The organism is Acidicapsa dinghuensis, from assembly GCF_025685685.1.
GTDB lineage: Bacteria > Acidobacteriota > Terriglobia > Terriglobales > Acidobacteriaceae > Acidicapsa > Acidicapsa dinghuensis.
Genome location: NZ_JAGSYH010000005.1, coordinates 671,817 through 697,140, shown reverse-complemented (window position 1 = coordinate 697,140; position 25,324 = coordinate 671,817). Strand labels below are relative to the sequence as shown.

General features: G+C 58.8%; 25 protein-coding genes. 17 read left to right on the top strand and 8 right to left on the bottom strand.

Annotated elements, in window-relative coordinates:
* Positions 1-48: 48 nt before the first annotated feature.
* A complete protein-coding gene (locus OHL22_RS17655) occupies positions 49-1,983 on the bottom strand; it encodes a DUF6600 domain-containing protein (RefSeq protein ID WP_263340222.1) in 1,935 nt (644 codons plus the stop codon).
* 233 nt (positions 1,984-2,216) lie between these two features.
* Here OHL22_RS17655 and OHL22_RS17650 point away from each other — a divergent pair, with 233 nt between their 5' ends.
* The 6 genes from OHL22_RS17650 (at position 2,217) to OHL22_RS17625 (ending at position 8,667) form a co-directional block, all read left to right on the top strand.
* Positions 2,217-2,834, top strand: a complete 618-nt coding sequence (locus OHL22_RS17650) for a hypothetical protein (RefSeq protein WP_263340220.1) — start codon at positions 2,217-2,219, stop codon at positions 2,832-2,834.
* Between the two features lie 76 nt (positions 2,835-2,910).
* Entirely contained in the window at positions 2,911-3,621 is a 711-nt protein-coding gene (locus OHL22_RS17645) for a zinc ribbon domain-containing protein (RefSeq protein ID WP_263340219.1), read from the top strand.
* A gap of 95 nt (positions 3,622-3,716) precedes the next feature.
* Complete coding sequence (pyrR, locus tag OHL22_RS17640) at positions 3,717-4,283, top strand: bifunctional pyr operon transcriptional regulator/uracil phosphoribosyltransferase PyrR (protein WP_263340217.1); 567 nt, start codon at positions 3,717-3,719, stop codon at positions 4,281-4,283.
* A gap of 177 nt (positions 4,284-4,460) precedes the next feature.
* Positions 4,461-5,483: an aspartate carbamoyltransferase catalytic subunit gene (locus OHL22_RS17635; protein WP_263340215.1), complete on the top strand. Its 1,023-nt coding sequence runs from the start codon at positions 4,461-4,463 to the stop codon at positions 5,481-5,483.
* A complete protein-coding gene (locus tag OHL22_RS17630; RefSeq protein WP_263340211.1) occupies positions 5,480-6,868 on the top strand; it encodes a dihydroorotase in 1,389 nt (462 codons plus the stop codon). The genes OHL22_RS17635 and OHL22_RS17630 overlap by 4 nt, the downstream gene beginning before the upstream one ends.
* Positions 6,869-6,987: 119 nt before the next feature.
* Positions 6,988-8,667 carry a hypothetical protein gene (locus OHL22_RS17625; RefSeq protein WP_263340208.1) on the top strand — a complete coding sequence of 560 codons (1,680 nt, stop codon included), beginning with the start codon at positions 6,988-6,990 and terminating at the stop codon, positions 8,665-8,667.
* A 197-nt stretch (positions 8,668-8,864) separates the two neighbouring features.
* Here OHL22_RS17625 and OHL22_RS17620 read toward each other — a convergent pair whose 3' ends face one another.
* Positions 8,865-9,671, bottom strand: coding sequence for a hypothetical protein (locus tag OHL22_RS17620; RefSeq protein WP_263340205.1), 807 nt, complete (start codon positions 9,669-9,671; stop codon positions 8,865-8,867).
* Positions 9,672-9,733: 62 nt separating this feature from the next.
* On the opposite strand from OHL22_RS17620, the gene OHL22_RS17615 reads away from it, so the two are divergent.
* The 5 genes from OHL22_RS17615 to OHL22_RS17595 all read left to right on the top strand — a co-directional run bounded on the left by OHL22_RS17615 (position 9,734) and on the right by OHL22_RS17595 (position 13,222).
* Positions 9,734-10,075, top strand: a complete 342-nt coding sequence (locus OHL22_RS17615; RefSeq protein WP_263340202.1) for a hypothetical protein — start codon at positions 9,734-9,736, stop codon at positions 10,073-10,075.
* Positions 10,076-10,224: 149 nt separating this feature from the next.
* Positions 10,225-11,907 carry a D-alanyl-D-alanine carboxypeptidase/D-alanyl-D-alanine endopeptidase gene (gene dacB, locus OHL22_RS17610; protein WP_263340200.1) on the top strand — a complete coding sequence of 561 codons (1,683 nt, stop codon included), beginning with the start codon at positions 10,225-10,227 and terminating at the stop codon, positions 11,905-11,907.
* 64 nt (positions 11,908-11,971) lie between these two features.
* Complete coding sequence (locus tag OHL22_RS17605; RefSeq protein ID WP_263340198.1) at positions 11,972-12,343, top strand: c-type cytochrome; 372 nt, start codon at positions 11,972-11,974, stop codon at positions 12,341-12,343.
* Positions 12,340-12,714, top strand: a complete 375-nt coding sequence (locus OHL22_RS17600) for a hypothetical protein (RefSeq protein WP_263340196.1) — start codon at positions 12,340-12,342, stop codon at positions 12,712-12,714. The genes OHL22_RS17605 and OHL22_RS17600 overlap by 4 nt, the downstream gene beginning before the upstream one ends.
* A gap of 139 nt (positions 12,715-12,853) precedes the next feature.
* Entirely contained in the window at positions 12,854-13,222 is a 369-nt protein-coding gene (locus OHL22_RS17595) for a hypothetical protein (protein ID WP_263340194.1), read from the top strand.
* 92 nt (positions 13,223-13,314) lie between these two features.
* Here the strand turns inward: OHL22_RS17595 and OHL22_RS17590 are convergent, their stop codons facing one another.
* Positions 13,315-15,873: an LPS-assembly protein LptD gene (locus OHL22_RS17590; RefSeq protein WP_263340191.1), complete on the bottom strand. Its 2,559-nt coding sequence runs from the start codon at positions 15,871-15,873 to the stop codon at positions 13,315-13,317.
* Between the two features lie 342 nt (positions 15,874-16,215).
* Between OHL22_RS17590 and OHL22_RS17585 the strand changes: the two genes are divergently transcribed.
* On the top strand, positions 16,216-17,787 hold the full coding sequence (locus OHL22_RS17585; RefSeq protein WP_263340188.1) for an RDD family protein: 1,572 nt from the start codon (positions 16,216-16,218) through the stop codon (positions 17,785-17,787).
* A 71-nt stretch (positions 17,788-17,858) separates the two neighbouring features.
* On the opposite strand, the gene OHL22_RS17580 is transcribed toward OHL22_RS17585, so the two are convergent.
* The 3 genes from OHL22_RS17580 to OHL22_RS17570 all read right to left on the bottom strand — a co-directional run bounded on the left by OHL22_RS17580 (position 17,859) and on the right by OHL22_RS17570 (position 22,179).
* Positions 17,859-18,770 (bottom strand): ROK family protein, encoded by a 912-nt coding sequence (locus OHL22_RS17580; protein WP_263340186.1) that lies wholly within the window; start codon positions 18,768-18,770, stop codon positions 17,859-17,861.
* Positions 18,771-18,864: 94 nt separating this feature from the next.
* Positions 18,865-20,262, bottom strand: coding sequence for a Si-specific NAD(P)(+) transhydrogenase (gene sthA, locus OHL22_RS17575; RefSeq protein ID WP_263340183.1), 1,398 nt, complete (start codon positions 20,260-20,262; stop codon positions 18,865-18,867).
* A 210-nt stretch (positions 20,263-20,472) separates the two neighbouring features.
* On the bottom strand, positions 20,473-22,179 hold the full coding sequence (locus OHL22_RS17570; protein WP_263340181.1) for a methyl-accepting chemotaxis protein: 1,707 nt from the start codon (positions 22,177-22,179) through the stop codon (positions 20,473-20,475).
* A gap of 9 nt (positions 22,180-22,188) precedes the next feature.
* Here OHL22_RS17570 and OHL22_RS17565 point away from each other — a divergent pair, with 9 nt between their 5' ends.
* From OHL22_RS17565 to OHL22_RS25120, 5 genes are all read left to right on the top strand, one after another.
* Positions 22,189-22,317 (top strand): hypothetical protein, encoded by a 129-nt coding sequence (locus OHL22_RS17565; RefSeq protein WP_263340179.1) that lies wholly within the window; start codon positions 22,189-22,191, stop codon positions 22,315-22,317.
* A 41-nt stretch (positions 22,318-22,358) separates the two neighbouring features.
* Positions 22,359-22,910 (top strand): YceD family protein, encoded by a 552-nt coding sequence (locus OHL22_RS17560; RefSeq protein ID WP_263340177.1) that lies wholly within the window; start codon positions 22,359-22,361, stop codon positions 22,908-22,910.
* A 160-nt stretch (positions 22,911-23,070) separates the two neighbouring features.
* Positions 23,071-23,262, top strand: a complete 192-nt coding sequence (gene rpmF / locus OHL22_RS17555) for a 50S ribosomal protein L32 (RefSeq protein ID WP_263340174.1) — start codon at positions 23,071-23,073, stop codon at positions 23,260-23,262.
* A 19-nt stretch (positions 23,263-23,281) separates the two neighbouring features.
* On the top strand, positions 23,282-24,367 hold the full coding sequence (gene plsX, locus OHL22_RS17550; RefSeq protein WP_263340171.1) for a phosphate acyltransferase PlsX: 1,086 nt from the start codon (positions 23,282-23,284) through the stop codon (positions 24,365-24,367).
* A gap of 6 nt (positions 24,368-24,373) precedes the next feature.
* Complete coding sequence (locus tag OHL22_RS25120) at positions 24,374-24,571, top strand: Trm112 family protein (protein ID WP_377819697.1); 198 nt, start codon at positions 24,374-24,376, stop codon at positions 24,569-24,571.
* Here the strand turns inward: OHL22_RS25120 and OHL22_RS17545 are convergent.
* Together OHL22_RS17545 and OHL22_RS17540 are read right to left on the bottom strand one after the other, a co-directional pair.
* Positions 24,563-24,961, bottom strand: coding sequence for a type II toxin-antitoxin system VapC family toxin (locus OHL22_RS17545; protein WP_263340539.1), 399 nt, complete (start codon positions 24,959-24,961; stop codon positions 24,563-24,565). The two genes, OHL22_RS25120 and OHL22_RS17545, sit on opposite strands and share 9 nt — an antisense overlap.
* Positions 24,962-24,978: 17 nt before the next feature.
* Positions 24,979-25,293: an AbrB/MazE/SpoVT family DNA-binding domain-containing protein gene (locus tag OHL22_RS17540; RefSeq protein WP_263340168.1), complete on the bottom strand. Its 315-nt coding sequence runs from the start codon at positions 25,291-25,293 to the stop codon at positions 24,979-24,981.
* Between the last annotated feature and the right edge of the window lie 31 nt (positions 25,294-25,324).

Here is a 25,324-nt window from a genome sequence, read left to right as displayed (position 1 = left end):
GGTTGGCAAACGATGCCAACCGGACTTTTAGTTGATTGTTTGTGCAGCCTATTCGGGCTTCTTATCTTCCTCTTTTTTGTCTTCGGGCTTCTTGTTCTTGTCGTTCTTGCCCTGATTCGGTTTGGCCTGGTTAGCTGGCTTTTGCTGGTTTGGAGTGTTTGGATGTGCCTCCGTACCGGCAGCCGGCTGTGCTGGTTTGGATTGGGCAGGGTTTAGAGCAGGCTTCGGTTGTGGAGTAACTGCTTTTGGCTGCTGCACGGCAGGTTTTGGCTCTTGTGTGACCGGTTTCGCCTCCGGCATAGCAGGTTTCGGCTGCTGTTGAGGATTTGCAGGTTTCTCGGGAGTCGCAGCGTTACGCGACGGTTCATTTACCGGTCTTGTTGTTTGAGGCTGATTGATGGCCGGTTTAACAGGTTGTGCCGGAGTTTGAGCTGCAGGTCTGGCCGGTTGAGGAGGTGCAGGCTTGTTACCCACGGTGGCATTGCCAACGACAGCACGGCCTGGAATGGGTTTCGGTGCGGGTGGTGCAGCCTTGACCGGTACCGGGACTGGCTTGGCGTGAGGCACTGCCGCTGCCTGCTGACCCTTCTCATTGATCAGGACTGGCCGTGCCGCGGGAATTGCCGCAGGCCGGGCAACGGGATGGAAGATGACGGGCTGCGCTGGGGGTTTTGCTGCTGGTGCGGCAGGGTGGAAGTTCTGAACCACAGTGGCATTGACTGTGACTGCGGCGGCACGGGAAGGCCGGCCGGCGGCAAAGTCTTCCTGACGCATAGCTGTTACGCCAACGGTTTTGTTGACGTAGGTGATGTTGGTCACATTCGTCACGTTGGTGATGTTGACGATCTTGACGTAGTCAGTCTGCACATGCACCGCGGGAGCCGGGCGAATGTTCACGATGTTGATCTGGTTGATGTAGGTGGGACTGCATGGATACCAAGGCTTATAGGGCTCGCCGGGGCCAAGCGGAATCCATACCGAGAGGCTTGCACCGCCGAACTGTACTCCTCCGGCAAAGACGACCTGAGCGGGTGACCAGATGGGATGGACTTCCCGGGGCCCTGGAATCCAGCCCCAGCGACCGTTCATGACGACCCAGCGGCCGTAGTGGAAGGGCGCGGCGCCCCATGGCTCGTCAGCTACCCAGGTCCAGCCATAGAAAGGACGGTTTACCCAATGACCGTAGCGGTAGGGAGCCCAGCCGGCCTGGACACGCGGAAACCAAATTGCGCCGTAAGGAGACTGCGGTTGCCAGTCGCCCGAAGAATCAAGCATGTCCACGCCAGGCATCTCGGCGCTGACATATTGGAGCGAAAATGCATGCATCCGGTGGGAATCGATGCCATCTGCCCAGCTGCGGAAATCATCTCCGCCGGCGGGCCCAAGAGGCTGCGCAAAGACAGGGTTGGTGCCGGCAATCTGGAGGGATTCATCGGGACCAAGGTGAGCGTAGAAATCGCCGCCACTGTGGACATCGACGAAACCGTTGTAACGGAAGACAGAAACGACAGAATAGCCATCATCGCGATCGACATCCACGCGAAATCCTGCCTGGCCATTGACGGTAAGCGCTCCGTTGGGCGTTTGAACGACCAGTTGGACGCCTGGTGGCAGGCCGTTGTTGTAGAACTCGGCAGAGCCCTGACCGAGCCCGATTACGACTGTCTGGTAGTCGTTGTTGATCAGCGTGAGGTCGGTATTGTGATCGAAGTACGTGCGAATACCGGCTACATACAACGCGGCTCGCCCGTCCGGCTGGGAGTAGATGCGATCTCCAGGGTTGACGGGCATGTTGGGAGAAACCTGGTCCCAACCGTCGATACCGGACGGCTGAATCATCACGTTGCCCTCAAGATGAAGAACCTGCGCGGCGCTGGGTGGGGGGTCGGGTTGAGCTTGTAAGGAAGTGGCAGCGAGCACAAAACCGGAAAGAAATCCGGAGAAGAGCAATTTTCTGAGGTGAAACTTGTCTTGCACGTGCATTTTGAATTTTCCTCCGGGAGAGCGTTTGATGGTTCTCTGCCCGTTGCTGGGAATATTTCAATTTAGTGTTGTTCGGAACGAAGTTGCTCGAAACAAGGTCGCTCGAAACGAGTGTTGCACAGGGGATTTAACCCCTGAAACTCGAAAAAGACTCTACCACGCGATAGATTTGGGTGGAACACATAGCTACGAATTGACGTAAGGACTTCATAAGGATCGAGAGGAGCAGCGGGATGCGATACGGAATGGCGAAGGCGGGATGGATAACGGCTACAGTGATTTGCCTGGGTTTAACTGGCTGCTTCCGGGTGAGCGTGGATAAGGACGCGAACGGTAAAGAAAAGAAAGTACAGATCGATACGCCGTTTGGCGGGGTGCACGTGGACACTGATCAGACGACGGCCGCTGATCTGGGTTTGCCGGTGTATCCGGGGGCTTCGACCATCACGGACGATGATGGGCACAAGTCGGCCAATGTGCACCTTGGCTTTGGCGACTGGCAGCTTCGCGTGAAGGCGGTTAGCTATCAGACGCCGGACAGCCAGGACAAGGTGATGGCGTTTTACAAGAAGGCGCTGGGACGCTACGGCGATGTAATCACTTGCCAGGGCAATTCTCCTGTGGGGACCCCGGCAGCGACGAGCGATGGCCTGACATGCGCGGATGACGGCAAGCATAACAACGTGAAGTTCAATGAGAAGGATCTTGCTTCGGGACTGCAGTTGAAGGCTGGATCAAAACGGCATCAGCACATTGTGGGACTGGAAGACCCGAAGAATGGCAAGACGCGGTTTTCGCTGGTTTTGTTGGACCTGCCGGCCAATGTAGGAAACGATGGAGATAAGGAGTAGTTCACAGCAACGGTGTACTGTACAGGATTGCTCCGTTTTGGTCTGACGGTTTAGCTTCAAGAGTAAGAAGGTTTGTTTGGAAGCTACGTGCCAGCGTTGTCATGAATCGTTGCGGGAGGACGACAGGTATTGCCCGTCGTGCGGGTTGCCGCAGCTTACATTTTCTCCGGAGAGTGCAACGCCGGCTACGGGAGGCGAGCCACCGCCGTTTTATCCGCCTGGATCGCAGGGTGTGCACAACATTGTGTGGCGCGATGCGATGAAGGCTTCGCTCCTGCTGGCAATTCCAGCGGGACTGATGTGCCTGGCCCCGGGCGGGTCGCTGCTAAGCCTGTTCTGGATGGCCGGTGCAGCGGTGTGGGCGGTGAGCCTTTACTCCAAGCGCACGCACGTTGCATGGATTTCCTCCGGGGTGGGCGCGCGCATTGGGCTGATTACCGGACTGATTGGCAGCTGGCTGGCGATTTGCATACATGCCGTTGGTCTATGGATGGTTCGCTTCCAGTTCCACGAGGGCGGCCAGATCGATTCGCTGTGGAACTCGCAGATTCAAAACTGGCTGCAACTGGAACAGCGATTGTTATTGCAATCGGGAGAGTCTTCTGCGGACGTAACTTCATACATTCACATGCTGAGTGGATTTATCAGCACGCCGGAGGCGCGGGCTGGGTCGATTGTGGGCGGATATGCGTTAATCGCCGCATTTCTGGTGCTGATGGCGATGGCTGGCGGAGCTCTGGGAGCACGGTTTCTGACGCAGCCGCGCCGACCGCGCAGTATATCCTGAGTAGTTTTCGAATCCAGCAATAACATAATGGGATATCGGAGCGCGCGGGGCTGAGGCCCTACAATAGAGCGAAGTCTGCATAGCGAGAGAGCTTTATGAGCGAAGCGAAGCAAGCACAACTGCGCGAAAAGGGCCGGCTGATGTCAGCCTCGGAGATTGAGCGGACGCTGGTCCGGCTGGCACACCAGATTGTCGAAAAGACTGACGGAAATGACTCGATCACACTGGTCGGCATCAAGCGGCGGGGTATTCCGCTGGCGGAGCGGCTGGCGAGCCTGATCGGGACAATTGTGAAGAAGCCCATCCAGACGGGCGTGCTGGATATTCAGTTTTATCGCGATGATTTGAGCACTCACGATGTGCGGCCCGTGGTAAGCGAGGGCGAAATCGGCTTTGATGTGAACGCGCGCCATGTGGTTTTGTGCGATGATGTGCTGTACACGGGCCGGACCATTCGCGCGGCGCTGGATGCCCTGTTTGCGCATGGAAGGCCGAGCTGTGTGCAGCTTGCGGTGCTGATTGACCGTGGGCACCGGGAACTGCCGATTGAGGCAACGTATGTCGGCAAGCATGTACCGACGAGCAGCCGCGAGATTATTGAAGTAAAGTTCCGCGAAGTGGATAACGACGAGCAGGTGCTGCTGGTCGAGCGGGTAGACTGAGCAGTTTATTAACTACGGATTATTCACTGCGGGCTTCGCTGGTGAGCGCTGAAAACGAAGCCCAGTCGTAACCGGTGTTCCGCTTTCTACGAAAAGTAAAATTTCGGATTTCCAGAGCCGAACGGTAGCACTGGAGCCGGACGCTGTATGATGGCCTGTTTGTAAAACCGTATGCCAATGAATCCTTCTGCTCACGCCCGCGTGGTTGGTCCTGTTCGTGTGCCCACGCCGTCTTTTCCGGTTTCGTCGACGTATTCAACCGGATCGCTGCTATCGGTCACTTCGCTAACGCCGGAGAGCGTGAGCCACATTCTGACTCGGGCGACGGCGCTGGAGCACGAAGACCCGCTGGAGCGCGCGAAGCGGTTGGCGAAGCGGCGGATCGCGCTACTTTTCTACGAGTCGTCAACGCGGACACGCACCAGTTTTGAGCTTGCCGCGAAGGGGCTGGGCGCGGATACGACGCTGGTTTCAAGTTTGTCATCGAGTATCGAGAAGGGCGAAACGCTGAAGGATACGGGGCTGACGCTGCGCGCGCTGGGTGCGGAAGCGATCATTCTGCGGCATAACTCATCGGGCGCTCCGTGGCTGCTGGAACGAGAGACGAAGCTGCCGGTACTGAATGCGGGCGATGGGATGCATGAGCATCCCTCGCAGGCGCTGCTGGATCTGCGCACGATGCTGGCGCACTTGCGCGGCGGTGCAGAGACCGTGACAGCGGACACGCTGGCAGGCGTAACGGTAGCGATTACAGGCGACATTCTGCACAGTCGCGTGGCGCGGAGCAATGCGCTGCTGCTGCCGAAGCTAGGTGCTCGGGTGGTGCTGTGCGGGCCGAAAGAATTGCTGCCGGATCTGGCGACTGAAGCGGGACCGGGAGTTGAGATCGAGCGGGATTTTCATAAGGCTCTAGAGCAAGCGCAGGTGGTGATGATGCTGCGCATTCAGGCAGAGCGGCTGGCCGGCTTGCAGCTTGATCTTGAGGAGTACAAGGCAAAGTACCAGTTAACGGAGGCGCTGCTGGCGGCTCATGCGCCGAAGGCGCTGGTGATGCATCCGGGGCCGATCATTCGCGGGCTGGAGTTGACGGGCGAGGTGGCAGATGGGCCGCAGTCGGCGATTCTGGAGCAGGTACGGCATGGAGTGGCGATTCGGATGGCGCTGGTGGAACGGGCGCTCACGGCGGGGGTGAAGGCATGAGCGCGAGCACTATTCTGATTCGCGGTGGACATCTGATCGATCCGGCGGCTGGTGTGGAAAGCCGCAAGGACCTGGTGCTGCGGGATGGACGGGTCTCGGAAGTTACCGATCCGGGAAAGACGAGCCTTGAAAAGGTCAAGAACGGTAAAAGCAAAGCGGGTAACGGGACGAACGGCGGCGGATCAAATGGAGCCGAGACGTTCGAAGTCATCGACGCCACCGGACTGACCGTTGCGCCGGGATTGATCGATATTCATGTGCATCTGCGTGAACCGGGACAGGGGCATAAGGAGACGATTGCTACCGGAACTGCGGCGGCCGCTGCGGGTGGATTTACGGCTGTGGCGGCGATGCCGAACACTGTGCCAACAAACGATTCGCCGGAGATTACGCGGTGGATGCAGGCTCCAGAGCGTGGGGCATCGGTGCGGGTGTTTCCGATTGGGGCGGCAACGCGCGGGCTGAAGGGCGAGGTGCTGAATGATTTTCCGGCACTGAAGGCCGCGGGTGCAGTCGCGGTAACGGACGATGGACACCCGATCCTGAAGGACGGGACCATGCGCGAGGTGCTGATCCAGGCGACACGCGCGGGGCTGAGCGTGGTGCAGCATGCGGAGGATACACGCATGACGGGCGGTTGCAGCATGAATTACGGCCCGACAGCTTTCCGGCTGGGGCTGCGCGGCATGCCTCCAGCGGCGGAGTATGGGCTGGTGGAGCGCGATATCCGGCTGGTGACGGAGTTGTCGGCCAACGGCAAGGGACGTGGCGGGCATTCGCCGCATTTACACGTGGCGCATACCTCGACAGCTCAGGCTGTGGCAGCGGTGCGGCAGGCGCGGCGCAATGGGCTGCGAGTAACGTGCGAGGTGGCTCCGCATCATTTTCTGCTGACGGAAGAGCACGTGGCGGCGTACGACACGCATGCGAAGATGAATCCGCCGCTGCGGTCGGAGGCGGACCGGGATGCGATGATTCAGGGCATTCTGGATGGCGTGGTGGACGCGATTGCTACGGATCATGCGCCACATGCCGCATTTGAGAAGGAAGTGGAGTTTGAGCGGGCTCCGAATGGCATTACGGGCCTCGAAACCGCGCTGGGACTGAGCTTGAAGTGGCTGCATGGCGAATGGAAGCTGCCGCTGGGCCGGGTGCTGAGCCTGTTAAGCGCGCAGCCAGCGGCGCTGCTTGGTTTCCGCGGGCGCGGGACGCTGACGGTGGGCAGTTTTGCCGACGTGGTGATTTTCGATCCGAAAGCGGAGTGGGCTTTTCGCGCGAAGGATTCGAAATCGAAGTCGAAGAACACGCCGTTTGACGGGTGGACGATGCGCGGGAAGGTGCGGTGGACGATCAGCGAGGGACGGGTGGTCTTTCAAGGCAGCTAGAACCAGCGGAGAACGTTGAGCAGACCAGGTTGAGACGCGAAAGTCCGTGTGGGCGCAGCTTGCATGTGCTATAGTCGGACGCGTTTCCCAGAGGTTTGCATTCACTGGCGAGGTGTAGTTTGCCCGGCAACTCTCCAGCAAAGGTCCGGCTGCGTATCAGTTCGAGCGCCACGATGCGGATAGCGCCGTTTGTCTATCTGGCGGCGACGCTGGTGCTGACGACAATTGGCGTCTTCCAGATCTTTCAATTTGCGGCCCTATCGGACGAGGTAATTGCCAAGGCGCAGCAACCGGCTGCGCAAACAACAGCTTCGCAGGGCGCGAGTAGTGCGTCTGAGCCGACGGTCGGCGGCAATCGAAGCTACATTGTGAGGCGTACGACGCAGGGATCTCCGGTGCAAGTCAATGTCTCGCCGGCTGCGGCAAATGCGGCTGACGGCTCGAAGCCCCTTGACCTGAGCGCGTTGGAAACAAAGCTCAACGACTTTCGCTGGATCTTGACGCTGATTCTGGCTTCGGCGGGACTGTTTACGGTGGTGCAAGGAATCGCGGCGGGATTTAACGCGCAGAACTTTCAGAAGCAGGCGGAGAGCGCGATCAAGCAGCTTGAGCTGGAATCGACGCGAGCTCTGGAGAACCTGGAGACTAAGTCGAGCAAGGCGCTGACTGACTTTGAGACGACTTCTAACGAGAAGTCGCAGGATGCGCTTGCGCATCTGAACGAGGAATTTCAGTCGGCGATGAAAGATCTCGATCAGGAAGCAAACTCGCGGGTGCAACGGCTGGAGGAGCTTGAACAACAGGTTGTGACGCACTACCCGCTGTTTGAGAAGGATCGGGCGCATGCATTCAGCGCACTTCAAAACCGGATCGCGCGATTTTCACTGGTGAAGAATTCGGCGGATGGATTTGACCAGCGACGGAAATTCTATGAGCGAATCGATCTTGGCGAGCGGCAGGAGATACTTGCGGTCGACCGGGCGCTGGCGTATGAGATTGCCGGGCAGAACGATCCGCCGGCGGTTTTTGCCGACCAGGCGCGGCAGCTTGCGCAGTTCTACTGGTCAAAGTTCATCTATGAGAAGAGCCTGGGTTATGGATCGCTGGACGATCTGGAGCGGGCGGAGCATCTGCTGGAAATTGCCAGAAGAAAGACTGCGGCCGATAAGCAGTTCCAGCTTTTGAATGTGCTGGGCAATGTGCGCCTGGAACGACACAAGGCGAAGGTGGCTGCCGCCCGATTTCCGGCGGGACAGACACCTGCGGATGATGGGGACCTGGCAGGGGCGAAGACGGCGTTTGAGACGAGCATCGAGCAGCATCCGGACCAGATCCGCGGGTATCACAATCTGGCAGTGATCGGTGTGTATTACAACTACCTCACTGACGAGGCTGCGCTGACGGCGCAGCTCAGGAGGGCAGTACGGGTCCTGGAGCAGGGGCTTTCTCACCAGAACTGGGAGACGCAGCCAGTTCCTGAGTTTCGCTGCGGGACGCTGTACAACCTGGCTTGTGTGCATGCGCGACTGGCAGTACTAGACGCAGGCACGCGTAGGCAGGAGTGCGAAGCAGCGCTGGCCCGGTTGAGTGAAGCGGCCGAGCTGGGGTTTGTTCCGCAGGAAGATGTGGATGGCGATTACGACAAGGAATCGGGAGACATCTATCCGCTGCTGCACGGAAAGAAAATCAAAGCAGCGGATGGCGGAATGGTGACAGAGGAAATCTGCGACGCGGAGATGCGCGGTAAGATTCTGAATCTAAAGCGGAAACTATGTATGAATTCGCCCGCTCAGCAGTGAGCGGCGGGTTGGCAAAAGAGATCGCGAACGCGCATCCGCAACGGATGCGGTTCCAGCGGAATTATGTGTTCTGTACGCCCTGGATCATAGTTCGTCCCTTCTGAGTGCTCCCAGTATACGCCGAACCGGGAATATTGGGAGCAATTCCTATACCCCATTGGATGCGGATATCGGCTGCAGGGCGCAAAGCGTGAACTTTAGCCTTTGCGCCGGTAGAGGATCTGGAACTCGTAGCCATCGTTGGCCGGGAAAAGCGAGGCGACGTGACGCAGACGCTCCGCCAGTGCCGGTGCGGCGAGGAGCGGGTATTCGCGCTCGCGCAGGTCGTGGTAGTCAAAGTCGAGGGCCAGCGAGAGCATGTAGATAGCGAGAGTGTCGGAAAAGGCTGATTCTTCGTAGTTTTTGCGGGCGCGCTCGTCAGGCGGCGCCGGCTTGCCATCGCTGCTGGTGATGGGTTCGACAGCGCGGCGGCGGGCCTCCCAGGCGTCCTGGCTGGTTTCGCCACGGACGCCGGATTGGGCCTGCGACCAGGTGAGATCGGCGAAGCTTTCAGGGACGCCCACGGCATCGACGAAGTTGTGGGCGACGTTGATGAAGAATTCGAAGGCTAAACCGAAGCGGTCTTCGACGAGGCGCGTGGAGATGAATACGGCTTCGATAGAGCCGAGGGAGACGTTGCGATGGCAGACGGCGCGGTCGCCGAGTTCGACGGAATAGTTGGGCGCGGCGATGGAGTGGTCGCCCTCGACCATGATGAGGGGAACGAAATAGTAATAGCGCTTGCCGAGCGCCGGGGCCAGCGCGCCGGGTACTGCACCGACGAGACGCTCAAGCTCTGGCTGAGGAACGCGCACTTCGCCCCAGGCGGCGTAGTGGACGCCGTTTGGAGCCTGGAGAGCGGGGATATTGGCTGCTACCTTATCCGCTGACCAGGGACCTGGAGGGAGGACCTGGCTGGACGGATCCGCGGAAGACTGAGACGTGCTTTGTACTTGGGTGGACACAACTCCTTATACTAAAGCGGAGCGGCGGCTCGTGCGCGCTGTGCGCACGGCGGGAGGGTGGAATGACGAGTAAAGGCGCGACCTGGAACGAGGATGGACTGGCTGGGAATACCGGTGGCGGAAATTCCAAGCGATTTTTAGGCTTCCCGCTGGAGGGATTTGGCCTGTTTACCAGCCTGCTGCTGACGGTGAGCTCTGGAGTACTTACGTTTTGGTTGATGACCGGGGTGGGCATCTTCGGGCTGCTGATCTGGAACCAGATGCTGCATCACCATGTGAATTATGCGGATAGCTATTTGTATGTAGGATTGCCGTCGTCGATTATCGTTCTGGTGATTGCTGCCGCGATCTTCGGCACGCTTTGGGTGCGGGCTATGATGGCGCGCGCTCGTCACCAGTTCTAGTTCCCTTCCCCGAGAGCGGCGGGATCAAATCTGTGTAATACACTCGGCCCATGTCCTGCATGGGCTTTTGTATTTCTTCCCGTATGCGCGATTTCCGGTTTCGCGGTTTCCGACCTGTTCGATCAACGGCGTTATGGATTGCGGCTGGAGTGAGCTGCTTTGCCGGGCTGGCTCCAGTGCCGATTTATGCGGCGCATAAGCATGCACGCTCTGCGGCTCCCAGGATTGCCGAGGCGATCGATGCGGTGCTGGCCGAGCCTGCGCTGCAGCATGCGCATTTTGGCATCAGCGTGACTGCGATTGATGGGCAGAGGCTGTACGGGCTGAACGATGCGCAGCTTTTTATCCCGGCTTCCAATGCGAAGCTGCTGGCGACGGCAACGGCGTTTGCCATGCTGCCAGTGGACAGGCTGACGTGGACGACGAACCTGGTGACGAGCGGGACGGTGGATGCCACGGGCGTGCTGCATGGGGATCTGGTGCTGCTGGGTGCGGGCGATCCAACGATCAGCGGAAGGAAGTATCCGTATGCGGCGCCGGACCGGAACAAGCCAGTAACTTCAGCGGCAGAGACGCCGAAGCCCGATCCGCTGGCTGCACTGGAGGCGATGGCGGACCAGATCAAGGCGCAGGGGATCAAGAGCGTAGCGGGCGATATTGTGGGCGACGACACGTTCTTTTTGAGCGAGCCGTATGGGACTGGATGGAGCTGGGAAGACCTGATGTGGAGCGATGGCGCTCCGGCGTCGGCGTTGACGGTGAATGACAACACAGTGAAGCTGCAGATGCTGTCGCCTGTCGCGGAGACGCCCGTGAATGGTGCGGGTACTGGTGCGCAAGGAGCGGCTCCTGCAACGCCGGCTTCCACGGCGTTGGGTGCGCAGGCTTCCTGGGCTCCGGATACGCCGTATTACATGCTGCAGGGAACGATGGTGCTGGCGGCACCGGGAGTAAAGGCTGCTCCGGGTATGGGGCCGGGGATGGATCGAGCACTTGGATCGCGCGTGGTGCGGGTGTGGGGAACGGCACCAGCGGAGGGTTTTCGTGCTTCGATCGCGATAGACGATCCGGCGGAGTACGCGGCGCGGTCATTGCTGGCGATGCTGACGGCGCGTGGCATTACAGTGGCGGGCACGGCGCGGGCGCGGCATCGCTTTGAGACGACGGAGCCGCAGTTTGACGCAGCGCAGACAGCACAGCTTACGCCGCTGTCGTTGACGACTGTGGAGGCTCCGTTGGAGGGGCGCAGAGTGCTGGCAAGCCATGTGTCGATTCCCATGGCGGAAGATCTGACGATGACCGACAAGGTGAGCCAGAACCTGCATGCTGAGCTGCTGCTGAGGCTGTTGGGACGGCTGCTTGCGCCGGAGTCGGGTCCGCAAGCTCCGCATACGGCTGAAGAGGGCGGCAGTCTTGCGGGCGGGACATGGGTGGTGAGGCAGTTTTTGCGCGAGGCCGGTGTTGATCAGGATGATTTTTATTTCTTCGATGGATCAGGTATGAGCGCGAACGACCTGATTGCGCCACGGGCCTACACAACGCTGCTGACGTATGCGGCACGGCAGTCGTGGGGCGAAGCGTGGAAGGCGACTTTCCCCATTGCGGGTGTGGATGGGACGCTGGGGCATCGCTTTGAGAATTCGTCGCTCAAGGGGAGATTGTTTGCGAAGACGGGAACGTTGATGGAGGTGAATGCGCTCTCGGGGTATCTGACGGCGAAGAGTGGAAAGACTGTGGCGTTTTCGATCCTGGTGAATGGACATCTGCCGGGAAGTGAGGCTGAGATTCACGCGATTGACCGGATATGCGAGGCGATTGCGGCGGCGGAGTGACGGGTTGCGATGAGATGTGTACGAGTGGCGCAAGCTATCATCGAAACAGATGTTCTTGCAGACCATGCGAAGAAAAATTGGGACAGGCCTGATGGTCTGCGGGGTTGCTCTCAGCGTATTTGCAATGGCGGGGGCGCTATCGGGTTGCAAGCCTCTGCCGCCGTCGAAAGATCCGAAGCTGTTTACGCCAGAAGAGGCCAGAGGCGCACAGGTCTTTCAGACAAAATGTGCGCGATGCCACTATCCCACAACGACACGCGGGTTACACGGGCCGGGATTGCAGGCGATCACCAAGGTGAAGTCGATGCCCTCGGGAGCACCACCGACAGATGAACGGCTGACTGCAACGATTCTGCATGGGCACGGAATGATGGAGCCGGTACCGATGAAGGATGAGGACATGCCGTATCTGCTGGCCTATCTGCACACGTTATGAGTAAAGAGCTGGAAGACAAGAATCCGGAAACGATAGATAGCAGCGCGAAGAAGATTCCGCTGCCGGGCATGGTGGCGATCGCGCTCTACATGCTGGTGCTGGCAGCAACTGTTGCGTTTGGCGTTGTTGGTAAACATCTGCCGTGGATGATGATCGTCCTGATGCCCGTCTTTGTTGTTGCCGCTTTTGGGCTGCTTCGGCTGTTTCGCTGGGCATGGGCGCTGACGATCTCGGCATGCTTTCTGCTGATGACCTACAACGTGTGGCTGTTTCTGGAGCAGAAGCAAGCGGCAGGTGCGATCCAGGGGTTTCTGAATCTGCTGTTCTTCTTCTACCTGGTGCGCGAGGATGTGCGGTCGCGGCTGCGGTAGCTCCATAACTAAAGTAATTGCGTTCCTCATCTCTAAGTAGATTGTGAGCTATATACTCGTGCGTGCCCGATTGTGCAGTGAGGATTTTGCACGAACCGGAGCATAACTTCGGGGCATATCGATCTAAAGGAGAGTACTTATGGCGAGCGACGGAAAACCGCTTCCTTCTCAGACGGGTCCTTCGATTCACGAATCAGCATCTTTTCGCAGCTACGATCCAGGACAAACCGACTATAGGCCGCACTTTACTCGGTTCCTGTCATCCAGTCCCACTGGCTCAGATCGTTGTGCGGTTACGGTCGTCGGACAGATGAATAAGGAGATGGTGCGTAAAGGGGTGCCGATGAGCAAGGAGCACTATGATGCCGCGACCGATTCGCTATCGCGAGGCGACAAGCTCTGCGGATTTCTGCAGGCTGAAAACAGCCATGTACTAAAGAGCAACGGTACGGGTTTTGTATATAACGCCGGGAAGGGCTTTCATTTTGTTCTTTCCTATTTCAAGTAGTGGAGAGATATTTCGAGGTCTGCTGCATCGTGCGAGCTTGTTGCAGCAGACCTCGGCGATTGTGTCACGATCCGGCCCGCAAAGTGGAACGCTCAATACATCAGCTTGAGCATAGCCGGCGTGGGGAAAATGGAATTGGAACGATGAATGTCACCGGCGGTGCCGATACCGGCAAGAGTGAATCCCCACAGCCACTCGGGCTCGTCGCGTGATGAGCCCAGCTCAATGCGACGATAGCCGAACTGCAATCCGCAGCAGTTCCAGTTGTAGATAGCCTCTGCGCCGCCGTACTGGAGAGAGCTGCTGGTGAAGTTGTAGCTGCCGGTGAGGCCGACGCTGAGGCCTGGATCGGAAGGTTTACCGAAATACAGGAATGGCTGCACGAGCTGGGTCTGGATGACGGAGGCGGAGCTGCCGCTTTCATCGGCGGCGTTGAGCAGGGCGTGGCTGAGGCCGATGGTCGTGCGGCCAAAGCTGTATCCGGCAAAGAGATTGTCGGCGCTGAAGCGGCCAGCGATGGTGTCGTAGTCAAGATCCCACTCGATGCGGAGGTTATCGACGGCTTCAAAGCGCATGCGCGAAACTAGGGGAGCAATATTTCGCGGCCCGGTTAGGTAGGAGATACCGGTCAGATCGAGCGTGGAATCGAAGACGTTGCGGCGGTTGGGAATGAGGGCACCGCCGAAATTGGGATCGATGAAGAACTTCTGTGCGATCTGCCAGCTCGCCCATTCGCGGGCCTGCGGCTGGCAGGTTGGGGTTTCCGCACCGTCGTTGCGGACGCGGGCAGGCGGGCCGCCGACTTCCTCGCCGAGGGAGTCGAGATTGGGAACGGGCTGGTTGGCGGATGACTGCGAATCATTGTCTTCCGTGGCCTCGCAGGGTTTGGCCTGCGTATCGCGCATATAGAGACGTTGAACTAAGGAGAAGCCAGCTTCGTTTGTATTGGTCGCGATATCGGAAGTATCGAACTGCAGCACGTCTGGCGCATTGTGGATGCCGGTGACGTAGCGATAAAAGATGTCTGGCTCGATGACATGACGAAGCTGACGGTGCATGCCGGGCAAGTTGTAATCACGTTCAAGCGCCGGAGGACGGATATCGAGGGAGAATTCGACATCGGAGCGGTTAAGACCGTTATGCTGCACGGAAGGGATGCCGGAATTTGCGCCGGTGAGGTCCGGGGTCTGACTGCCGGAATATTCGGTCGACCGGACCGCAAATTCAGGCAGAACGTTCCAGTCGCCGAGGTGCAACGGCCACTCGATATGTGGATAGATGTCGACACGTCCCACGTTGCGGGCATGGAACTGCGGCTCGGCGCGGTCCATGTCGCCTACCGATGAAGAGAGGCCCCAGTAGAACGGATGTTGGGCGAGACCAACCGGCAGAGGACGGTCCACTGCATCGAAGCGGATCATCGGCAGGTGCAGGATGCGAGCTTCGGGGACATCAACCACCGGTGTATTGGAGTTAGCTGAGATGCCGGCAAAGGTCTGGAATCGCTCCATCACGAAAGCTGGCACGTAGCCGTTGTGGTTGTGCGTGAATTCAAGATCGCTCTGCACCTGAGAGCTGGTTGCCTGTGCCAGATTTTCATCGAAGGCAAGTCGATAGATGTAACTGGAGAGATATTCGACGGAGCCTGAGACGCGTGTTTCGGGGCCGAAATATTTGCGGCCAAAGACGAGGACATCGGCACCGCCCTGATTGACGAGCTGCGGGGTGGTCTGGCCCGGAAGCGTTTCGTGAATGCCGCGATCGATGAGGCCGTCCCAGCGTGCGGTGAAGGCGTCGAGGCCAGGACCGCGGTAGCGGAAATTGCCATTGGGTGCGTAGCCGCGCTTGCTCCAGTATTGAGCGCCCATGAGCATATCCATGCTGCGGTTGATCGCCCAGTAATATTGCTCGCCGAAGACGAGGCCTTTGACTCCGGAGTCTTCCGCGCCGTCGAACATGAGACCCGATTCGCGGCCGGTTTCATCGAGATTGCGTCGTAAAAAAGGCAGGTAGGCGAGCGGGACACGCCAGAACTCGAAAAAGGTGTTGCGCGTGGTGGCTTTGTTGTTCGCCACCTCAATGGAACGAGAGATCAACCGCCAGTCCGGATGGGGAAGACGGCAGGAAGTCATGGAGCCATCGACGATGCGATAGGCGTTTTCGCCTGTCTGAAGGAGGATGCGGCCAGTGAAGATGAAAGGATCGGGAGTGCTGTAGATGGTGGTGCGTCCCATGTGACGGACACCGAGGGTACCGGTGACGTCGTAGAAAGCGGCGGTGTTGTCGTGAACGTGAATTTCGCCGTGCGAGGCTGTGAGAACGATATCGCTGGAGCCTCCCTGCAACTGGAGGTGCCCCTCGGCGGTGACGGTGTCAGTGGAATGGTCGTACACGACCTTGTCGGCGTGCAAAACGTAATTTTTGTAGTAGACGACAACGTCGCCGTTGAGCGTGGATATTTCGCCGGCGTGGGTCTGCTCGCGGGCTTCCCAACGGATGGGCGTACCAGTCTGAGGAAGCGGTTCAGGACGAGCGATGGGTAGAAGCTGCTGGCTGGGATCGTCCGGCACCTGGGGTGAATTGGAAGCTGTTGACGCGGCCTGAGTTGCGGCCTCGGTCGAGGTACCCGCGACAGGTAACGTGTTAGTCAACACCTGCGCCTGACTCTGCTCATGACAGAGCATTAGCAGCGTGATACACAGGAAATAGCAAGAACGCTTCACCGAGTCCTAGCCCAGCATAGCAAAGCAGTTGGGTGGTACTTAGATGAGACGCAACTTGCACTGCTCTGGCTGCAAAGAAAAGCCGGCTCTCTCACACTGCGCTGCGGTCACGCGTGACCGAACTCGCATGATAAGGAGTGTTTTGGCCCATCCTGTTTTCTCTGTGATTTCTTCTCTTCGATGCCAGGAATGTCCGGGTGCCCGAGTAGAAGCGGGTGAGTACCGGCGAGCAGTAGCAGCGCATGCGCTGCCAAAGAAGGGAAACAGGTTTTGAGCAAATCGGCGACAGCCCACCAACAGCAAATCCAGCCGCACTTTGATGAGTTTGACGCGCAGGCCGCGAAAGCTCGTGGAGCGGAGCCTGCATGGAAGCAGGAAGTGAATCAGCGGCTGGCTGCGCACCGCAACCGCAAGCCTGAATCACAGGATGCGAACGCACAAACAAACAACGCGGCGCGACCGACGACAGGGCGCGCGGCGGAGGCTGCGGCGCGTGTTGCCGCGCGGTATGCGAAGGCCCCTAGCTATCAGCAGGTGCTGGCCGGCGCGGACGCAGCAGTGCGGGCTGCTGGTGCAGCGGCAGAAGCAGCGCGGAGCGCCCATGCGGCGGCGCAGGCAGTGCTCGCAGGGCTTGAATCCGTTGACACGCAGCCGCAGCAGGCTGCGGCATCGTCACGCTGGCAGGATCAGCCACCGGCCCAGCTTCGAATGGAACAGACTCGTGTGGAACAGGAAAGCCCACGGCTGACTCCATGGTCTGGAGCGCAATCCCGGTGGGAAGATGCCGTGCCGGTTGTCGAAGCAGTGCCTGAGCCGGTTGCGGACGTCTGGACAGATATGCGGGTGCAGCCCGACCCGGAGCTTAATTATCGACGGGAGGAACAGCACTACTACCGGCGGGGTAATGAGCCGGTTGAGAAGGAGCTGTTCACGGATGAGCCATTCGATGAATATAGGACGGGAGACGCGGTTTCGCATGCAACCATCGAGCCGGTGCAACATCTGCCGGCGAATCTGATCGAATTTCCTAGAGAACTGGTGGCAACGCGCAAGGCGCGACCGCGGCGCGCTGAGGGACCGCTGTACGATCCTGAACACGAAGATCCGCAGTTGAACATCTTTGACATTGAGCCACAGATGGAAGTTCCCGTGGTAGTAGTTGCGGAAGCAGTGGCACCACCAGAATGGGCTTCGATTGAGCTGGATCATCCCGAACAAGGGTATGAACAATTTGCGCACGTTGAGGCGCATCCAGGGTACGTCTACACGCGTATGCCGGAGATCAGCACGGCTTATGAACTTTCGGCTGGAGCAGCGGCGGTAGCGGTTGAGGAACTGCCGCTGACGCAGCAGAAGGCCGCTCGACCAGCAGAGAATGTTGCGCCCGAAAGCCGCATTCGAAACGCCGTAGTGGCTTTGCCTGAGTATGAGCTGATGGTGGCCAGCTGGAGCGACAGGCTGCTGGCGCTGATTGTCGATGGAGCGCTGGTGACGCTGGCGTTTCTGGCAGCATCGATGGTGGTGATCTCGGCCACAGCGCATCCTCCATCTGGGAAGTTTGCGATGATTGCGGCGATCTGCGGCTGGCTGGTCTTTGCGCAGGTTTATCAGCTTCTGTTTCTGAGCTATGCGGAAGAAGGTACGCCGGGGATGCGATATGCGCGCATTGCGCTGTGCACTTTTGAGGATGACAATCCGACACCGGCACAGATGCGGAAGCGGATTCCGGCGATGCTGACGAGCATATTGCCAGCGGGACTGGGCTTGATGTGGGCGCTATGGGATAAGGATCATCTCGGCTGGCACGACCGGATGACGAAGACCTATCAGCGCAAGTATTAAGTCGAAACCAGATCTACAAACAGAAGCGGCAGAGGCCAGGCCTCTGCCGCTTCTGTTTTGCGTGGAGTTCCTTACCAGCTTTGCGCGCGTAGAGCAGCGACGCCGGCGCCGAGGATGCTAATCGAATCATCGGGCGGAAGGACTTCGAGGGAATAGCTTAGCAGCGGGCTCATCCGGACCATGGGCTCAAGGAAGCTGCGCAGGATGGGCAGTTCAAGGAAGCGGATATTCAGGCCTGTGTAATAGAACTTGCCAGGCCCACCGAGATGAATCATCGATGCCGTGGCGGCTGCAAGAGCTCTGTGCCACAAATCGACGAATTCGCGGCAGCGAGCGTCACCCTGCTTAGCGAGGGTAAAGATTTCTTCGGGCTCGAGGTCGAGGAAGCGCAGGCGCATGGCGCGGTTGCCCATGATGCCTTCAAGATGGCCTGTACCGCCGCAGCCGCAGTAGCGTTCTTTGGGGTCGAGGGTGACGACAGTGTGCCCGCCCTCCCAGACGCCATCGGATTGAGGCCAGCGGCCGTAGCCGATGCCGTTGCCGAGAGTCCAGACGCGGATGAGGCGATCGAGGTGACCGCCCGTGCCTACAAGACCCGCGGCGACAGCGTCGGCGTCGTTCAAAACGTGTACCGATGCCTTGATGCCTTTGGACACAAGCACCTCACCGAGAGCCTCGGCCATGCGGACACCCTTGATTTGCTGCAGGTTGGGTGAGTCCTCAACCACTCCATTACGCACGATGCCCGGTACAGCCACGCCGATGGCGGACACTGGCTCGTTGGCTGCGGCAGCGAGAGGCGCGATTTCACTGGCCAGAACCTCATAAAGTTCACCGGCAGGCAAACCGATCAGAGCTTCAGATTCGAGGGGATCGGAGGGATAGCGCAGGATCTCGCCTTCTAACTTCTGTTGACCGAGCGAGCCGGTAAGGCGTCCGGCTACGATGTGTTCGGTCATCACTACGCCAATTGCTGTAGTCATCGGGGTCTCCGGTTCGATGCTGACGATAGTACCGCTTTGTATGTCGAATGAGCCAACGTCGAGAACGCTCCTGATGGACGCGCAGGGATTACGTCTACTGGTAGCGGTGCAGCCTGCCGAGTCCATTGAACGCTGCAACCTTGTAGCACTCGGCCAGCGTGGGATAGTTGAAGACGGTCTCGATGAAATAATCCACGGTACCGTCGAGAGTCATAACGGCCTGGCCGATGTGCACCAGCTCACTGGCTCCTTCGCCGATGATGTGCACGCCAAGCACCTTGCGTGTATCGCGATGGAAGATGAGCTTGAGGCGGCCGGTGGTATCGCCACGAATCTGGCCGCGAGCCACTTCACGGTAGTACGCCATTCCGACTTCGTAGGGAACATCCTCTTCGGTGAGCTGCTCTTCGGTTTTACCGATGAAGCTGATCTCCGGAATGGTGTAGATGCCGTAGGGGTAAAAGCTGGGATTCGAGACAGTGTGCATGTCCTCGAAGGCACGGGCGACGGAGATTCTTCCCTGCTCCATGGAAACAGAAGCGAGAGACGGAAAGCCGATGACATCGCCTACCGCGTAGATGTTAGGCACGGTGGTCTGGAAGTTTTCATCGACAGGAATGCGGCCGCGGGAGTCAGCCTGAAGGCCCGCATTCTCGAGCTTGAGATCGTCGACGTTGCCCTGACGGCCTACTGCGTATAACAGTGCGTCGCCTGAAACCTTCTTGTGGCTCTTGAGGTTGGCAACTACGGTCCCGTCGGGAAGCTCTTCAACGCTTTCGAGCTCCTCGCCAAGACGCATGGTCACGCGGCTGTCGCGCAGGTGATAGCTGAGCGTTTCGACGATCTCCTGATCGCAGAACTCGAGCAGCTTGCCGCGTTTTTCGATGACGGTACAGCGAACGCCGAGCACAGCAAACATGCAAGTGTATTCGACGCCAATGACGCCGCCGCCTACGATGATCAGGGTTCGCGGCAGTTTGGGCAGATCCATGATCTGGTCGCTGTTGATGATGGTGCGGCCGTTGATGGGAACCTGCGGCGAAGTTGCTGGGCGCGTACCGACGGCGATGACGATACGGCTGGCTTCGAGTGTGGTGTCGGTTTCAGGTCCCTCGACACGAATGCTCTCAGGGGTGAGGAAGTGAGCAATGCCGTGGATGACATCGATGCCGTTGCGTGACAACTGAGCTTCTGTGACGTCGATTTCGGTCTTGATGACGCCCTGAACCCTGAAGGCCAGGTCGGCCATGGTGATCTTTTCCTTGACCCGGTAATTCATGCCGTACACGTTCCGGTAGTTGTACCCGGAGAGATGCAGTACGGCCTCGCGCATGGTCTTGGATGGAATGGTTCCGGTGTTGACGCAGACGCCGCCGACAACGGAACGGGATTCGATGATGGCAACTTTTTTCTTGAGCTTGGAAGCGGCTACCGCGGCGCGCTGCCCGGAAGGTCCGGAGCCGATCACGATCAGGTCATACTTGGCGCTCATGCGTTCTTCTCCCAGCGATACGAGGATTGAGGCGCGTGGTGGCGGCTTTGCGCCTCAGTAACCCTCCACTCCCGGAGGCTAACACATGCAGGGCAGCTAGGAGTCAGGAGGCGAAACAGGATTTGCGCGTGTTTCACAGAATTCACATAGTTGAGGATGCAGCGCGCATGCAAACGGTTTCGCTCCTGGCTTCTGTTTTGACAAACCGGGTCAGGCTGTGCGGAGCGAATGGATTGGAGCAGCGCCGGACCGCATGCTGAGATTTGCGCCCGCCTGATTTTCCTGCGCGAGACGGAATTGACGGATGATGCCATCGAGTTCGTTGGCCAGAACCGAGAGCTGCTTGCATCCGTCGGCAGTTTCCTCGGCAGCATGCGAATTTTCGATGGCAAGTTGAGAGATGTGGGTGGCGGATTCGGAGATTTCTCCGGCGGCTGAGGTCTGTTCGGTGGCTGCGGTGGCAATGAGGTTGATCATGTGTTCCACATTGCGTGCCGAATCGATGATGGCTTCGAGGCTCTGGCGAGCGCGGCTGGTTTCGTTGATACCGCTATCAACCGCCGTATGGCTCTGCTCCATCATGTCGAGAGTGTGGCGCGTTTCGTCCTGAATGCTGCGGATGGTGCCGGAGATCTCTTCGGTGGCGCTGCGGGTGCGCTCGGCCAGGCGGCGCACTTCGCCGGCGACGACTGCGAAACCGCGGCCATGTTCGCCAGCGCGGGCAGCCTCGATGGCTGCGTTAAGGGCGAGCAGATTGGTTTGCTCGCTGATGTCCTGAATGACGGTGACTACTTTGCCGATCTCTTCAGAGCGCGCTGCAAGCTTGGTCATGCGCTCGGCAACGGAACTGGTGGCAGCGGAGATTTTCTCCATGGTGAGAGCCGCGGCCTGCATCACCTGTCCGCCCTCTGTGGCCTTTGTGGCGGAGGTGCGACTGGCCAGTGCGGCATTTTCCGCGTTGTGGCTGATCTCGCCAATGGTGGCGGTCATCTCCTGCGCTGCGGCTGCGATCTGATTCGTTTTGTCCGATTGGGATTGCGCATTGCCGTTGGCTTCGAGAGAACGGGCACTCATCTGAACGGTGGCTGCGGATAGATTCTGCGCTCCCTGGGCGACGGTGCCGAGAACCGAGCGCATGGCGGCAACGCTCGTATTCAACGCTGAGCAAAGACGGCCGATTTCGTCGGCAGCTTCGAAATCGACGGAAACGGTCAGGTCTCTTTCCGCCACCTGCTCCAGAGCCGCGGTTGCAGCGCGCAGAGGAGTGGCGATGATCCGTGTGAGGAAGAAGCCGATCATGGCGCACAACAGAGCGATGGCCGTGACGATCCCAACGGTAATCCATTGCGCTCTGGCGGACGACTCGACCGCGCTGTGAGCGCCTTCAGTTCCCAGTTTGGCATTCAGGTCAAAATCCGCATCGACGGCAGTGAGGACAGTCTGAAAAACGGCGGTTGCATTGTCAGAACCGATCGTGTCGAAGGCATCGCTTGCCTTGCCGGCCTGAAGCGAAGCGAGCCCCTTGTTGCTCATGGCCTCATATTGCGCGACGGCAGCCTCAAATTTCTCGAACGCTTCGCGCTCCGCAGGACTGCTCACCAGCCTGGCGTAGGCCTGAACATCTTCCTGATATTTCTGCAGCGCGGCGCTTCTGCTGGCGGTATTGCGGCTGGTGCATGCCGCATCCTGACAGAGCAGGAGATTGATGTCCTGGCGACGCCAGGTGTTCAGTTCCCCGCGGATGCCTGAGAGGGCGAGCACCGAGGGCATGGAATCGTCGCTGACGCCGGCGCATTTTGATTCCACATTGCGAAAGGTGGAGAAGATGAATGCTCCGAGGCAGAGGCACAGGCCGCAGATGGCGCCGAAGGTCAGAAGGAATTTGCGAGACACGGACAGGTTGCGAAAGGAGTTCATGGCGGCGAAATGGTTCCTCCGGAATTGATGAGCTTCCGCGCCGGAGCCGGTGGCGAACTGGCCGAAAGCCTGGACACAAGCGTCATCGGCAAGTGCGGCGCAAACTTGACGGCGCCCGGAGTATCGACGCAGTGTTAACCCGGATTGACGAGCCGGATTCCGCGCCGTAGGCTCATACCATGTTCTTTGCAATTCCAGATCTGGAACGGGAACCGATTCAGTTTTCGGTCGCGCTGCCGCCCAAGGCGATCGATTTCGGCGGCGAGGCGGAGCAAGTGGGGGATCTGACCTCCGAAGGACGCGCAGAGGTGCTGCACGAACACCGCGGCCCCAAGGAGATCGTCCCGGATATCCGGTTGAAAGGCAGCCTCAGAGGAACGTTCGAGGCGCCCTGCGCACGGTGCGTGGAACCGGTCCGGAACGAGGTTGCGGGCGACTTTGACTTGCTTTTCCGGCCTTCGGGGGTGGATGCGGAGGGTTCGGAGCACTCAATCTCCACGCCAGAGACAGAAATCGGGTATTATGAAAAGGATGGCCTGGCGCTGGAAGATGTGCTGAGGGAGCAGGTTTTGCTGTCTCTGCCGGCTCGTTCACTATGCCAGCCGGATTGCAAGGGGCTTTGCCCGCGCTGCGGACAGAATCGGAACGAGGTGGCCTGCTCGTGCGAGCAGGGACCTGACGACCCGCGATGGGAAGCATTGTCGGGGTTGGGCAGCCGGATCAAGCACTAAGAGTTCAGGAAAGAGACCCGGATGGGTCTCTTTTGAGTGTCGGCACCGGAGACGGAACTTCTTGCGAATCGGCAGGCTGCCACGTCAGGACGGAGATTAAGCACCGGATGGATTTCCGGCTGCGTGCGGCAGATAGCCGCAGGAAGAAAGGAATTGCATCATGCCTAATCCAAAACGGCGGCACTCAAAGCGCCGCACTGGAAATCGCCGCGCTCACGACTTTTTGACCGCTGGCTCTCTTTCGGTTTGCCCCAACTGCCAGGAAAAGAAGCTTCCGCATCGGGCGTGCCCCAAGTGTGGTGAGTACCGGGGCCGTGCGGTTCTGGAAAACACAACCGCGGCAGCCAGCTAACAGTTCCTTCTGAAAGCTCATGCAGCCAGTGCATAAGCACACCGCTTCCACGCTGATGGATATCGCCCTGGACGCCTTTGGCTCGGACAAGGCTCCGGAGCCGGAGATTCGTGGCGCCATTCAGGCATGCCGCGCGCTACCTGTGCGTGTGCACCTGGTGGGGCCGGAGCGCGAGCTTCGCGACCTGCTGGATGAGCATCTCGAAGACGAAGACTTGCCTATCGTCATTCACCACGCCTCGGAAAAGATCGGCATGGATGAGAAGGCTGCGCACGCTGTCCGGGCAAAAAAGGATAGCTCGATGCGCGTTGGGTTGAAGCTGGTTCGCGAGAAGAAAGTGGCAGGGTTCATCACCGCCGGCAATACGGGCGCAGCAATGGTGACGGCCAAGATGGTGCTGGGAGAATTGCCCGGCGTGGACCGCCCTGCCCTGACGGCGCGCATGCCCACTGTAACCGGATCGCCCTGCGTGCTGCTGGACGTAGGCGCAAACGTGGACTGCAAAGCGCATAACCTGGAGCAGTTTGCAGTGATGGGCGAGATCTTTGCCCGATCCATTCTGAGGATTCACAGACCTAAGGTTGGCCTGCTTTCCATCGGTGAGGAGGAGAGCAAGGGCAACGAACTCACCCGCGAGGCATTTCCACTGCTGAAGGCGCTGCCGATCCACTTCATCGGAAATGTGGAAGGGCGGGATATCTTCAATGGCGCGGCGGATGTCATTGTCTGCGACGGTTTTGTAGGCAATGTGGCGCTGAAGACGGGCGAAGGTATCGGCCGGCTCTTTCGCGATCTGCTTCGCGAGTCACTGACGACTACGGTGACGGCGCAGGTGGGCGCGATGCTGTCGCGGAAAGCCTTCAACGATTTCCGCCGACGGCTGGATTACAACGAATACGGTGGAGCACCGCTGCTGGGCGTGCGCGGTGTGTGCATCATCGGGCACGGCTCATCGAACGAGACTGCTATCTATAACAGCATTCGCGTGGCGATGGAGTTTGCCAAGGCTGGCATCAACACCAGCATCGAACAGGAGTTGGCGAATCGTCCGCAGCATCCGCCGAAGCCGCCGAAAGACCAGCATCCCGATGGTTCGGTGCAGTAGCTCTTCATGGACAATCAAAAGGCCGAAATACTGAACTCGGATTGGGATGAGCGGGTTTTGGAACTGCTTGTATGTCCGGTGTGCCGGGGAAGTCTCCATCCGGAGCCTGACACTTTGCGAATCTCCTGCATAGCTTGCGGACGGAAATATCCGTTAGAAGATGGCATTCCGGTACTGATTGTGGAGCGGGCTGCTTCAAAGTGAAACGATCCGGAGTCCCGGAAAGGCGGCTCCGTACAGGCGCTGATCCGCAGTCAAAAGCGAGTAGCCGCGCAAAGACGCGTGTGCGCCGATAAGGAAGTCGGTGACAATGCGACGAGGCAATCCGCCTCCGCTCGCTCGCCTTCGGCTGACGTACCCCTGATATGCTTCTCCAGCCAATTGCCAATCCGCGGAATCGAATTTCCACTCGATACTGATCTCAAGCTCATCAAACCAATCGATCAGCTCTTTGCTGCTTCTGCCCGGGAGTCCAAGCATTTCCGCAAATACCGCTCCACAGATGGATAGCGGTCCTTGCAAGGCAGCGTTCCTGAGAGCGTCAGCAGCCAATTGACTTGCTAACCTGTCTGTACTGCGCAGGGCGATCAGCATATTCGTATCAAGTGCGGTCATCTACGGTCCGTGCCAAAAATCTGGTCATCTATTTCGTCATGGCCGCGCATCTCACGGAGGTAACGAACGATGCCGTCGACGCTCTCATCCATCTCTGGAATTCCGACGCCGATGCCACGCATCCGCTCGAAGCGGTCTTCGTCTACCTGCCGCACCAAGCGAATACCATCGCCACTAGGCTCAAACACCAGCACATCCCCCGGTCCAGCTCCGAGAGAACGGCGGATCTCAACAGGAATCGTGATCTGACCTTTGCTAGTGATCTTGGCTCTGACGGCTTTGGATGGAACCGGTTTGGGAATAGACGCCATACGGCACTCCTTACCTTTTTCAGTATACGCC